We start from the raw sequence: 12,722 nt of genomic DNA, 5'->3' as shown, positions 1-12,722 counted from the left end.
ATGCGGTGCCTTTGCGGAAGTTTGCCCATGTCATCCCGTTTTTCCGATACTCCGATCTGGATGCGCCTGACCGGCGCGATCTGGCTGATGCTGGTGATTGCCTGGGGCAGCCTGATCGCCTGGGAGACCCACAGCAACCGGCGCAACGCTGTTCAGCAGGCGGAGGAGTTCGCCATGACCATCCACGAGATGACCATGGCGGGACTCACCGGCATGATGATCACCGGCACGGTTGATCAGCGCGATGTGTTCCTCGATCAGATCAAGGAACTGGTGGTGTTGCGCGATCTCAAGGTGTTGCGTGCCGAGGCGGTGAGCAAGGCTTTCGGCCCCGGCAAGGCCGGCGAGACGGCCACCGATGATACCGAGCGTGCGGTGCTGGCCGGCGGCGAAGCGGTCGCGCGGGTCGAGTCCAACGCGCAGCACGGAGAGCACCTGCGCGTGGTTGTGCCGTCGCGGGCGAGTGCCAACTACCTCGGCAAGAACTGCCTGATGTGCCACCAGGTGGCCGAAGGCACGCCGCTGGGCGCGGTGTCGATGCGCGTGTCGCTCGATCGCGCCAACGAGGCGGTGGCGCGTTTGCGTAACGAGAGCATCCTCTTTGCACTGCTGGCTTCCTTGCCCTTGATGGCCTTCGTGTACTTCTTCATCCGGCGTGTTGTGACGCGGCCGATGAGTCATCTGTCCGGCACGCTGGCCGAGCTGGCGCAGGGCGGCGGCGACCTGACGCGGCGGCTGCCGGTGGACGGCGACGACGAGATCGGCCGCACGGCCGCCACCTTCAACCGCATGCTCGGCACCATCGCTGATCTGGTGCGCAACGTCGGTGAATCGGCCGGCGTGGTGACGCGCTCGGCGCGCGAGCTGGCGGAGGACGCCAGCCGCGTGGCGCAGGGCTCGCACCGTCAGAACGACCAGTCCGAGCGCGCCGCGGTGGCCGTCGAGGAGCTGGCCAGCGACATCGGCCAGATCGCGGCGAGTACCGAGCAGGTGCGTGAGCGATCGCGCGAGAGCTTGGCGCGTTCGGCTGAGGGCAAGGCCAGCTTGCAGCACTTGATCGGCGAGGTTTCGCATGTCGAATCGGCGGTGCAGAACCTGGCCGGGCTGATCGATGCCTTCGTGCAGTCGGCCGGATCGATCACCGGCATGACCAGCGAAGTGCGCGAGATCGCGGAGCAGACCAATCTGCTGGCGCTCAATGCCGCCATCGAGGCGGCGCGCGCTGGCGAGCAGGGCCGCGGCTTTGCGGTGGTCGCCGACGAGGTGCGCAAGCTGGCCGAGAAGTCCGCCATGTCGGCCGGCGAGATCGACAAGATCACGCACGAGATCCTGAACCAGTCGAAGGCCGTGCAGAAGTCGCTGACGCAGGGCATCAGCCACATCGAGTCGAGCCGTGCGGCGGCCGGCAAGGTGTCTGAGGTGCTTGATGCGGCCAACGCGCTGGTGGCCGAGGTTGGCGCCGGGCTGGACGACATCGCCGCGTCGGCAGCGTCGCAGCGTCAGTCGTCGGACAGCGTCAGCGGCAGCATCGAGGAGATCGCCCGCATGGCGCGCGACAACAATGCGGCCATCGACCGCACCGTGTCGGCTGCGCGTCAGCTTGAGGAGCTGGCGGCGCGGCTGCAGGAGGCCGTAGCGCGCTTCCGCGTGTGAACGAAAAACGGCCGGCGCAATGCCGGCCGTTTCAGTTTCCGAACTCGCTGTCAGTCCAGCGTCACCGGCAGGAAGATGCGCCCTTCACCGCGCTGCACCAGCAGGGCGAAGCGCTTGCCGGCCGATTCCACGCGTGACCGCAGCTCTGCCAGATTGGCTACGCCCTGGTTGTTGAGCGCGAGCACGATGTCGCCGGCGAGCAGCCCGGCCTTGGAAGCCGCCCCACTCACGCTTTCGACCAGTACGCCACCGGGGATGCCGATCCGACCCGCTTCTGCCGGATCAATGTTGCGGCCGCGCAAGCCGAGCGCGGCGACGCTGCCGTCGGGCTCGGGAACTGCGTTCGGCGTGGCCAGCGGCATGTCGTCGGCGGGCATTTCGTCCAGCGTCGCGGTGATGCGCTTCTTGGCGCGCTCACGCCATACGTCGAGCTGCACCTTGGTGCCGGGGCGCTTTTCGCCGATGACGCGCGGCAGATCCGTCGATTCCTCGACACGCATGCCATCCACTCCGGTGATGATGTCGCCCGGTTGCAGCCCCGCCTGGGCCGCGGCGGAATCGGGCTCAACGCGGGATACCAACGCGCCATGCGGCTCGGACAGTCCGAAGGTCTGTGCCAGATCCTTGTCCACCGGCTGGATCAAGACACCCAGGCGGCCGCGCTGGACGCGGCCGAACTCGACGAGCTGGTCCTTCACGTTGAGTGCGACGTCGATCGGGATGGCGAAGGAAATGCCCATGAAGCCGCCCGAGCGCGAGTAGATTTGCGCGTTGATGCCAATCACTTCGCCGGCCAGGTTGAACAGCGGCCCGCCCGAGTTGCCGGGGTTGATGGCGACGTCGGTCTGGATGAAAGGCACATAGGTTTCGCTCGGCAGACGGCGCGCCTTGGCCGAAATGATGCCGGCCGTGACGGTGGAGTCGAAGCCGAAGGGCGAGCCGACGGCGACCACCCACTCGCCGACGCGGGCTTGTTCGGGGTCGCCCAGCTTCACGGTGGGCAGCCCGCTTGCTTCGATCTTGAGCACGGCGATGTCGGTGCGCGGATCGGTGCCGATGACCTTGGCCTTGAACTCGCGGCGATCAAGCAGGCGCGCCGTGACTTCGGTGTCGGTGCCGCGTTCGCTGACCACGTGGGCGTTGGTCAGCACGTAGCCATCGGCGCTGATGATGAAGCCCGAGCCGATACCGCGGCTGATCTGGGGGCCGCGTGCTTGCGGGCCCTGACCGTTCTGCCCCGGCATGTTCGGCAGCGGCACGCCGAAACGGCGCAACAGGTCGAACATCGGGTCTTCGGCGAACGAACCCGGTGCGCTTGCGGTCTGGGTATGGACGACGCTGATGTTGACCACCGCGGCCGAAACATCGTCCACGAGATCGCCGAAATCCGGCAGGCCGAAGCGGTTGGGCTTCACCAGCGTCTGGGTTTCCGGGGGGGCCGCGAAGGCAGTCGAGGGAATGACCAGAAAGGCCATGCCGAGAGTGATCGCCAGCGCGACGACGGTGTGTGAAATCGAATGGCGCATGAATGCCTGTCCTCCGAAAGGTTCTGAAGCGATCTGGTAGACGCTGGCGCGTCTCGTGCGTTCCCGTGCTGCTGCCTGCAAAGCTGTCGTATCCTTTGTTCCGCGTGTTTCCCGGCGCCGCAACCCGTTTCCGCGCCTTGCCCAGACAGGAGTTTCATCCATGACCCTCACCGACCTGCGCTATCTCGTGGCCCTCGCGCGGGAGCGCCATTTCGGGCGGGCCGCCGAGCGTTGCCACGTCAGTCAGCCGACACTGTCGGTCGCGATCAAGAAGGTCGAGGAAGAACTCGGCGTGCAACTGTTCGAGCGCAGCGCAACCGAGGTCAAGATCACTTCGGTCGGCCAGCGTATCGTCAACCAGGCCGAAAAGGTGCTGGTCGAGGCAGCGCTGATCCCCGAGCTTGCGGCGGCCGGCAAGGATCCGCTGTCCGGGCCGCTGCGCATCGGGGTGATCTACACCATCGGCCCCTATCTGCTGCCGCGCCTGATTCCGCTGATGCGCAAGCATGCGCCAAAGATGCCGCTGGTGATCCAGGAAAACTTCACGCACGTGCTGGTCGAGCAGCTCAAGCGTGGTGAGCTCGATGTGGTGATCCTCTCGCTGCCCTTCGAGGAGCCCGGCGTGGTGGCGCAGCCGCTGTATGACGAGCCTTTCCGCGTGCTGTTGCCGGCCGGCCATGCCTGGGCCAGCGAGAAGACCATCGAGGCCGACAAGCTGGCCGACGACCAGTTGCTGCTGCTCGGGGCCGGCAACTGCTTCCGTGACCAGGTGCTGGAGGTCTGCCCGCAATGCCGCAACGTCGGCGGCCTGCAGCGCACACTCGAAGGCAGTTCGCTGGAAACCATCCGCCACATGGTGGCTTCCGGTCTCGGCGTCACCATCCTGCCCAGTTCCGCGGCCGATGAATTGCAGGAGAACAATGCGCTGGTGGCCGTTCGCCCGTTTGCCGAGCCGCAACCGACGCGCCGGGTGGCGTTGGCCTGGCGCGTGACCTATCCGCGCAGTGGCGCGATCGATGTGCTGCGATTGGCCATCCATGAGTGTGGTCTGCCGGGCGTAAGGCCTGTGGGGCGAGCGCCGGTCGAGGAGGCCGCCTGAAGCCCATCAAGTCTCTTGATGAGGCTCTTGCGGCTTTTCAATTGGCCCTCTGTGAGCGACACACGTAGCATCGAGTCATGGTCGGCTCTGCCGGCAATTAGCTGTTTTCCTCTGGAGGATTGAATGGATATCGATATCGGCATCAACAAGAAGGACCGTGCCCAGATTGCGGATGGCCTGTCACACCTGCTCGCCGACAGCTACACGCTGTACCTGACGACGCACAACTTCCACTGGAACGTCACCGGCCCGATGTTCAACACGCTGCATTTGATGTTCGAGACGCAGTACACCGAACTGGCACTGGCCGTGGATGCCATCGCCGAGCGCATCCGTTCGCTGGGTTTTCCGGCGCCGGGCACCTACGCCGAGTTCGTCAAGCTGAGCAGCCTGAAAGAGCCCAAGGGTGTGCCGTCGGCCGACGAGATGATTCGCCACCTGGTGAAGGGGCAGGAAGCCGTCATCAAGACCGCGCGGGGCCTGATGCCGGTGGTCGATGCCGCCGCTGACGAACCCAGTGCCGATCTGCTGACCCAGCGCATGCAGGTGCATGAGAAGACCGCCTGGATGCTGCGCAGCCTGCTCGACAGCAAGTAAGCACTGCTGCTTTCAGCAAACAAAAGGCCTTGCCGTTTCCGGCAAGGCCTTTTTCATTGGCGTGACAGGATCAGGCCTTCGCGGCGCGCTTCTTCTTGGGCGCCTCAGCCTCGCCTTCCTTGGCGTCGGCCTTGGGTTTGCGCGGTTCGAATTCGAAGCCGACCTTGCCGTCTTTGCCGCGTGCGAGAAAGGCCGAGAACTTGCGGCGCGTGCGGCTGGAGACGAAGCCCTTGAGCAGGTCGGTCTTGCCGTCGGTGAGCAGTTTCACCATCTGTTCGCGTTCGATCGGCTGCTGCAGGATGATCTTGCCGGAGCGGAAATCGCAGTTCTTGTCCGGACCGACGGACTTCTCGCAGACGTAGGACATGCCGTGCTCGAAGACGCGGCTGGAGCATTTCGGGCAGGCGCCGAGCGGTTGCTGGTCCGAGAAGTCCGGCGCTTCGGCTTCTTCGCCTTCTTTGGGCTGGCCGAAGTCGAACTCGGGCTGTTGCTCGTCGTTGAGCTTGATCTCGGCGTTGAAGGCACGCCCCATCTTGCTGCGGAAGCCCATCAGCGGGCCGACCCGGCGTTCGGTCAGCAGGGTCTCGATTTCGTCGATCTCGAACTGGCGGCTGGCAACGATCTTCCACGCGCTCCAGTCGCATTTCTGGCAGGCGAACTTCTTGTAGTTCTCCTTCACCACCCCACCACACTTCGGGCAGGGTGCCTTGAGTGTGGCGAAATCGCCCGGCACGGTGTCGGATTCGTAGCTCTTGGCCTTGTCGACGATGTCGCGCGCCATATCGGCGATTTCGGCCATGAAGGCCTCGCGCGACAACTCGCCGCGCTCCATGCGCGCCAGCTTGTGTTCCCAGCCGCCGGTCAGTTCGGGCGAGGTCAGTGAATTGACGCCGAGACCCTTGAGCAGCGTGATCAGCGAGAAGGCTTTGGCGGTCGGAATCAGCTCGCGGCCTTCGCGGTGCAGGTATTGCTCGCTGATCAGGCCTTCGATGGTCTGTGCGCGGGTGGCTGGCGTGCCGAGGCCACGTTCGCTCATGGCGGCACGCAGCTCTTCGTCGTCGACCATCTTGCCGGCGCCTTCCATGGCGGAGAGCAGCGTCGCTTCGTTGTAGCGCGCCGGCGGCTTGGTCTGCAGGGCCTTCACGGCGATTTCGTCGGTGCTGATCTTCTCGTGCTGGTCGACCGCCACGAGCTGGTCTCCGCCGCCTTCCTCGGTAACCGCTTCCTTGCCGTAGATGGCGAGCCAGCCCGGCTTCACCAGCACCTTGCCCTCGGTCTTGAAAGCGTGCTTTTCGACGCGCGTAATGCGGGTCGTGACGCGGAATTCCGCGGCCGGGAAGAACACCGCGAGGAAGCGCTTCACGACCAGGTCGTAGAGCTTCTGCTCGGGTTCGGACAGGCTTTTGGGCACGACGCCGGTCGGGATGATGGCGAAGTGGTCCGAGATCTTGGCGTTGTTGAAGATGCGCTTGTTCGGCTTGACCCAGTCGTTCTTGGTGATTTCGTTGGCGAACGGGGCGTAGGCCTGGGGCAGTTCACGCAGCACGTCTTTCACGGTCTGCACGTAGTCTTCGGGCAGCGCGCGCGCATCGGTACGCGGATAGGTCAGCACCTTGTGACGCTCGTACAGCGCCTGCGCGATCTGCAGCGTGGCGCGTGCCGAGAAGCCGAAACGGCCGTTTGCTTCGCGCTGCAGGCTGGTCAGATCGAACAGCAGCGGCGACATCTGCGTGGTGGGCTTGGCCTCTTCGGTGACTTCGCCCGGCTTGCCGTCGCAGGTGGCCCGGATGGCGTCGGCCTGATCCTTCTCCCACAGGCGGAAGGCCGTGGCGTGCTCGTCACCTTCCGGCCGCTTGAAGCCCTCGTCGAACCAGCGACCAGTGTAGGTGCCGGCCTTGCAGCCGAACTCGGCCTCGATTTCCCAGTAGTCGCGCGACTTGAACTTGCGGATGCGGTTCTCGCGCTCGACGACGATGGCCAGCGTCGGCGTCTGCACGCGGCCGACCGTGGTCAGGTGAAAGCCGCCGCTCTTGGAGTTGAAGGCGGTCATGGCACGTGTGCCGTTGATGCCGACCAGCCAGTCGGATTCGGCGCGGCATACTGCCGCCGAGCGCAGGCCTTCGACTTCCTCGGCGCTGCGCAGCTGGGCGAAGCCGTCGCGAATGGCGGCGGGCGTCATCGACTGCAGCCACAAGCGGTGCGCCGGCTTCTTGGTCTTGGAATGTTCGGCGATGAAGTTGAAGATCAGCTCACCCTCACGCCCCGCGTCGCAGGCGTTGATGAGGCCTTCGACGTCCTTGCGCTTGATCAGCCGCGTGAGCAGCTTGAGGCGGTCGTCGGTTTTCTCGATGGGTTTGAGCGCGAAGTGCGGCGGGATCATCGGCAGGTGTGCGAAGGTCCATTTGCCGCGCTTCACTTCGAATTCTTCGGGCACGGCCAATTCGAGCAGGTGGCCGACCGCCGAGGACAGAACGTACTCCTCTGACTCGAAGTAGTCCTTTTCCTTGGTGAAACCACCCAGTGCGCGTGCGATGTCCTGCGCGACCGAGGGTTTTTCCGCGATGATCAGTTGTTTGCTCATGCCTGTTGGCCAGCCTTGCGGGAGCGTTTTGCTCCCTTCAATTGATTGAGGCCGGCACTTGCGCCGGCCTTATATGTGCGGCGCATCATAAGCAGGCCTGTTCAGGCCGTGCAAGCGTGCGCCGGGATCGGACTACTGCAAAACGGCTTCTTCGGCGTCGTCTGCACCGTTTAGCAGCTCGTCGAGAATCAGCACGTCGAGCGGGCGTTCCTGCTGCCACAGCACCATCAGCACAATGACCTTGAGGCGGTGCACGTCGAGCCTGAAGCCTTCGAGCGCCAGCGTGCGGCCGATGACCAGCTCACGCGTGCCGGCATCCAGCGCCCCGCTGTTCTCCAGGAACGCCAGAAATCCGCGGCATTCCACGTCGAGTCGCGCCTCTTCGTCTGCCGTGAAGATGCGGATCGAGTCCGGCTGCGGCGCCATTGCCATCGGTACGGTGGCGATCTCACGCAATTCGGACAGCCAGTTCAGGGCCTCGGAGATCTCCTCGTCGTCAAAGCCGGCGTCCGCCAGCGTGCCGGCGAGTTCCCCGTCGGTCGGGCAGGACTCGGGGTGGAGATCGTTTTCGAAGAGATAGACGAGGATGTCGAACATGGAAATGGGAGCGTGAATCAGAGGCGCTGGAAGCGGGAACCGGGAAGACTGGCAACACGGCCGTCAAGTTCCAGCGCGAGCAGGATGGCGTACAGCGCATCGAGCGTCAAGCCGCAACGCTCGACCAGCAACTCCGGTGTGACCGGGTCGAAACCCATTGCGTCGAGCACGGCAGCGCTCTGCGGGTCCGCTGGCGGGGGGCTTGTGCGAGGTTCGGGCGCCTTGCTGACGGAGCTGTTCCAGCGCAATTCGTCCAGCACGTCGGCGGCGGTCTCGACCAGCTTTGCACCGTCCCGGATCAGACGATGGCAGCCGCGCGACAGCGGGGAATGAATCGATCCGGGAATGGCCAGCACCTCCCGTCCGTTCTCGCTGGCCAGTCGTGCGGTGATCAGTGAACCGCTGTCGGTAGCAGCCTCGACCACCAATACGCCGCGTGCCAGCCCGGCAATGATGCGGTTGCGTCGCGGGAAGTTGTGGGCGACCGGCGGCGTGCCGAGCGGATATTCACTGACGATGGCGCCGCAAGCTGCGACGCGATGCGCCAGATCGCGATTGCGCGCCGGATAGACGCGGTCGGCACCGGTGCCGATGACGGCAACGGTGTGTCCATCTGTCGCTTCAAGAGCGCCGCGGTGTGCGGCGGTGTCGATGCCGAGCGCCAGCCCACTGACAATCACGAGGCCGGATTCGGCCAAGCTGCGGGCGAAGGCGCGCGCGTTGTCCATGCCCTGGGGCGTGGCGGAGCGGGCGCCCACGATCGCGATCGCGGGGCGGTTGAGCAGTTCGGGCTTGCCGATTACGTACAGTGCCGTCGGCGGGTCGGGAATTTCGAGCAGGGAGGGCGGATAGGCCGCATCGGCCAAGGTAACGAGGTGATGGTCGGCTTCGCCCAGCCAGGCAAGGGCCGCCTCGAGTTGCGTCGGGTCGGGCCCGTTCAGCAGCGCGTCGGCAGGCTCGCGTCCGACAATGCCGGCCAGCGTGCCGCGGGAAGCGGAAAGGACATGCGCCGGAGGGCCGAGCGCCGATAGAAGGCTGCGCTGTGCCGCCGCGCCTACGCCCGGCGTCAGGATCAGGCGCAGCCAGGCCTCGCGATCATCCATCAGGGGCGACTGACGCGGTCTCCCACCGAAACGTGTCCGTCAGTGTCCATTACCAGTGCGTAGGCCACGCGGTTGAAGACCCTGAAGACGAAGGCGACGCCGTAGCGGAGATCGGGCAGGTCAAAGCGTTCCTTGCCGTCTTCGCCACGGTGAGTGACCGTGCCGCGCTTGCGATGCAGGGCAATGACATGACCGACTTCCAGTCCGTCGCGGCTGCCGATATTGAGCGTGACGACATGGTGGCGACCGGTTTCGGCCACACCGCGATAAATGCCGATCAGCTTGCCATTGATGTCGGTCTCCGGCGCGCGCGGGACGTAAGACAGGATGCGCGGCTGGTCGATCTTCAGAAGCCGATCGTTCTCGCCGATTTCTTCGACCGCCTTCGTAACCTGCAAGGTTGCCGGAGTGCGGCTGTCGTCAGGGCCGGCAGAGGCCACCTCAAGCACGTTGGCCTCGCCCAGATAATGAGCTTCGTAGGCGAGAACTTCCTTGGTATCCGGGTCTAGCAGCGGGCGTGCCCGGCGAAAAACCTGCAGTGCTTGTGCTCCTGTGGGAAGGTCCTTGGCGAAAAGGATGTCTCCTTCTGCCGAATACACGCGCTGGTTCTCGGTGGCTACGACGGTGCCGGCGGCGGCAAGGTCTTCCTCCTCGACGATCAGCTGCCGCACCAGGAAGGGCTCGATATCCGCCAGCGGGATGCTCGAAATCGCACGCGAAAGCGGTTCCGCGTACACCTGCGGCGAGAGCTTCTGATCGGTGATGACACGCCCGATCGACAGTCGCCCGGCACTGCGGTCGAGGATGATGACCTGCCCTGGATAGATCAGATGCGGGTTCTTTACCGCGTCCCGGTTGATCTGCCACACCTCCGGCCAGCGCCACGGTTGCTGCAGGAAGCGCTGGGCGATGCCCCACAGCGTGTCGCCGCGCTGCACCGTGTAGGTGTCAGGCGCGTCCGGCGCGAAGGTGTCGGACTGGGACAGCGCCGGGGTTGCGAAGAGCATCGCGGCGGCACACAGAAGAGGGAATATAATGCGGGTCATCATTCGATTCCGTAACAGGCGGGTGAGCTGCGGTACCGGAACCCCGGCGTCGTCAAGGCGTCAAACCCGCGGGCTCATTCCAGTGCCCGGTGAGGCTAAGCGGCTGGCATGCCACTAGCGGAACCGATTCTGCACGTAAAATCCATCAACCGGCAAGCACTCAAAATGGCACTCCTTCCGATCCTGCGATATCCCGATCCAAGGCTGCACAAGCGGGCCGCTCCCGTCCAAGTGGTTGACGATGTCATTCGCAAGCTCGTGGCCGACATGGCCGAGACCATGTACGAGGCGCCCGGCATCGGGCTGGCTGCAACGCAAGTCAATGTGCACAAGCGCGTTGTCGTCATCGACGTCACGGAAGACCGCTCGGACCTGATGACCTTCATCAACCCGGAAATCCTCGAGAAATCCGGCGAGCAGGTGTGTGAGGAAGGCTGCCTGTCGGTTCCCGGCGTCTACGAGAAAGTCACGCGGGCAGCGGAAGTCCGCGTCGCCGCGCTGAACGACAAGGGCGAGCGCTTCGAGCTGGAGGCCGACGGTCTGCTCGCAGTGTGCATCCAGCACGAAATCGATCACCTCGACGGCAAGGTCTTCGTCGAGCATCTGTCGCAGCTCAAGCAAACGCGCATCAAGGGCAAGCTCGTCAAACGGGCACGGATCACCGCCTGATGGCCGCCGATCTGCGCGTCGCGTTCGCCGGCACGCCGGAGTTCGCGGCGGTGGCGCTGCGTGCGCTGCTTGCTGCCGGATACACCGTCCCGCTGGTGCTGACCCAACCCGACCGGCCGGCCGGACGCGGCATGAAGCTCACGCCCAGTGCGGTCAAACGCGTTGCGCTGGATGCCGGCATCCCCGTGGACCAACCCGAGAAGCTGCGCACGCCCGAACAGCGCGCGGCGCTGGCCGCTTGCGCGGCGGACGTGCTGGTGGTGGCCGCCTACGGCATTCTGCTGCCGCCTGAGGCGTTGAGCTTGCCGCGGCTGGGCTGCATCAACATCCATGCTTCCTTGTTGCCGCGCTGGCGCGGTGCCGCGCCTATCCATCGCGCCATCGAAGCGGGTGATGCGGAAACCGGCATCACCATCATGCAGATGGATGAAGGCCTTGATACAGGCCCGATGCTGCTGCGCCGCTCCACCCCGATTACGCCCGAGGACACCACCGGCAGCCTGCACGACCGCCTGGCCGTACTCGGGGGCGAACTGCTCGTGCAGGCGCTGGAGCGTCTGCAAACGGGTGATCTGCCTGCCACGCCGCAGCCCGAGGCCGGCGTGACCTATGCCGCCAAGATCGCCAAGACCGAGAGCCAGATCGACTGGGCGGCGTCGGCCGAGCTCATCGCCCGGCGTCTGCGGGCCTTCGACCCCTTTCCCGGACTGGTCTCCGATCTGCGCGCCACGCCGGTCAAGTTCTGGCGCGCCACGCCGGTCAGCGGGTCCGGAAAAGCCGGTGAAGTGCTCGCTGCGGACGGCGATGGAGTCGTGGTTGCCTGCGGTGCGGGCGCGATCTGCGTCACGGAACTGCAGCGCCCGGGCAGCCGCCGCATGGGGGTGCAGGAGTTTCTGCGTGGTTTCCCGATCGCGCCGGGTGAATGTTTCGTGCAGGCTGGCGATTGAAACCGGGCGCGATGTACCCCATCTGAGCGTCTGGATTTTCTGAGCCGGAGAAGCAAACGATGTACGGAAACTGGGTCAAGACTTCGATGCTGATGGCCGGCATCGTGGCGCTGTTCGGCACGGTCGGCGCACTGATCGGCGGCCAGCAGGGCATGCTGCTGGCGCTGGTCTTCGGCGGCGCCACCAATCTGTGGGCCTACTGGTTCTCGGACCGCATGGTGCTCAAGATGTACCGCGCCCGCGAGGTCGACGAGACCACCTCCCCCTATCTCTACAACATGGTGCGCGATCTGGCGCGGCGGGCCGATTTGCCGATGCCCAGGGTGTACCTCATCGACGAGGCCCAACCGAACGCCTTCGCCACCGGGCGCAATCCCGACAACGCGGCTGTGGCGGCCACCACCGGCATCGTGCAGCTGCTCTCCGAGCGCGAGTTGCGCGGCGTGATGGCGCATGAACTGGCACACGTGAAGAACCGCGACATCCTGATCTCGACGATGTCGGCGACGGTAGCGGGTGCAATTTCGGTGCTGGCGCAGTTCGGCATGTTCTTCGGCGGGCGTGGCGAGGATCGCCCCAACCCGGCGCTGGCGATTCTGGTCATGATTCTCGCGCCGATCGCGGCGATGATCATCCAGATGGCCATCTCGCGCACCCGTGAATTCGGCGCAGACCGCGGTGGTGCCGAGATCTCGGGCGATCCACTGGCGCTTGCCAGTGCGCTTGCCAAGATCGAGGCCTACGCGCGCGGTACGCCCATGGAAACAGCCGAACGCCATCCTGAAACAGGCCAGATGATGATCATGAATCCGCTCGCCGGCGGCATGCGTGGCCTGTTCTCGACCCACCCCGACACGCGCGAGCGCATTGCGCGTCTGCAGGCGATGGCACATTGAATACGCGC

Annotated in this window: 11 protein-coding genes; 6 read left to right on the top strand and 5 right to left on the bottom strand. The window is 65.0% G+C overall.

Annotated features, from left to right (window positions below; genetic code table 11):
• Window positions 1–27: 27 nt before the first annotated feature.
• The gene (locus AC6H0N_RS04900; RefSeq protein WP_497572940.1) at window positions 28–1,653 is read left to right on the top strand and encodes a methyl-accepting chemotaxis protein; all 1,626 of its coding nucleotides are present in this window, start codon (window positions 28–30) and stop codon (window positions 1,651–1,653) included.
• A gap of 50 nt (window positions 1,654–1,703) precedes the next feature.
• Here the strand turns inward: AC6H0N_RS04900 and AC6H0N_RS04895 are convergent, their stop codons facing one another.
• Window positions 1,704–3,179 carry a DegQ family serine endoprotease gene (locus AC6H0N_RS04895; RefSeq protein ID WP_497572939.1) on the bottom strand — a complete coding sequence of 492 codons (1,476 nt, stop codon included), beginning with the start codon at window positions 3,177–3,179 and terminating at the stop codon, window positions 1,704–1,706.
• A 160-nt stretch (window positions 3,180–3,339) separates the two neighbouring features.
• Here AC6H0N_RS04895 and AC6H0N_RS04890 point away from each other — a divergent pair, with 160 nt between their 5' ends.
• Window positions 3,340–4,278 (top strand): hydrogen peroxide-inducible genes activator, encoded by a 939-nt coding sequence (locus tag AC6H0N_RS04890; protein ID WP_497572938.1) that lies wholly within the window; start codon window positions 3,340–3,342, stop codon window positions 4,276–4,278.
• Between the two features lie 123 nt (window positions 4,279–4,401).
• A complete protein-coding gene (locus AC6H0N_RS04885) occupies window positions 4,402–4,875 on the top strand; it encodes a Dps family protein (RefSeq protein WP_497572937.1) in 474 nt (157 codons plus the stop codon).
• A 70-nt stretch (window positions 4,876–4,945) separates the two neighbouring features.
• Here the strand turns inward: AC6H0N_RS04885 and AC6H0N_RS04880 are convergent, their stop codons facing one another.
• The 4 genes from AC6H0N_RS04880 to AC6H0N_RS04865 form a co-directional block, all read right to left on the bottom strand.
• Window positions 4,946–7,456 (bottom strand): DNA topoisomerase III, encoded by a 2,511-nt coding sequence (locus AC6H0N_RS04880; protein WP_497572936.1) that lies wholly within the window; start codon window positions 7,454–7,456, stop codon window positions 4,946–4,948.
• A gap of 132 nt (window positions 7,457–7,588) precedes the next feature.
• On the bottom strand, window positions 7,589–8,053 hold the full coding sequence (locus tag AC6H0N_RS04875; protein ID WP_497572935.1) for a Smg family protein: 465 nt from the start codon (window positions 8,051–8,053) through the stop codon (window positions 7,589–7,591).
• Window positions 8,054–8,070: 17 nt separating this feature from the next.
• Window positions 8,071–9,156, bottom strand: a complete 1,086-nt coding sequence (gene dprA, locus AC6H0N_RS04870) for a DNA-processing protein DprA (RefSeq protein WP_497572934.1) — start codon at window positions 9,154–9,156, stop codon at window positions 8,071–8,073.
• Window positions 9,156–10,202 carry a LysM peptidoglycan-binding domain-containing protein gene (locus AC6H0N_RS04865; RefSeq protein WP_497572933.1) on the bottom strand — a complete coding sequence of 349 codons (1,047 nt, stop codon included), beginning with the start codon at window positions 10,200–10,202 and terminating at the stop codon, window positions 9,156–9,158. The genes dprA and AC6H0N_RS04865 overlap by 1 nt, the downstream gene beginning before the upstream one ends.
• Window positions 10,203–10,367: 165 nt before the next feature.
• Here AC6H0N_RS04865 and def point away from each other — a divergent pair, with 165 nt between their 5' ends.
• From def to htpX, 3 genes are read left to right on the top strand one after another with little or no spacing between them, the layout of a single operon-like run.
• Complete coding sequence (gene def, locus AC6H0N_RS04860; protein WP_497572932.1) at window positions 10,368–10,871, top strand: peptide deformylase; 504 nt, start codon at window positions 10,368–10,370, stop codon at window positions 10,869–10,871.
• Complete coding sequence (gene fmt, locus AC6H0N_RS04855; protein WP_497572931.1) at window positions 10,871–11,818, top strand: methionyl-tRNA formyltransferase; 948 nt, start codon at window positions 10,871–10,873, stop codon at window positions 11,816–11,818. Before def ends, fmt begins: the two co-directional genes overlap by 1 nt.
• Window positions 11,819–11,877: 59 nt before the next feature.
• Window positions 11,878–12,714 (top strand): zinc metalloprotease HtpX, encoded by an 837-nt coding sequence (gene htpX, locus AC6H0N_RS04850; RefSeq protein WP_497572930.1) that lies wholly within the window; start codon window positions 11,878–11,880, stop codon window positions 12,712–12,714.
• The last annotated feature ends 8 nt before the right edge of the window (window positions 12,715–12,722 follow it).

The organism is Pseudazoarcus sp. NS34 (assembly GCF_059703725.1).
This window is presented reverse-complemented; position numbering and strand designations above follow the sequence as displayed.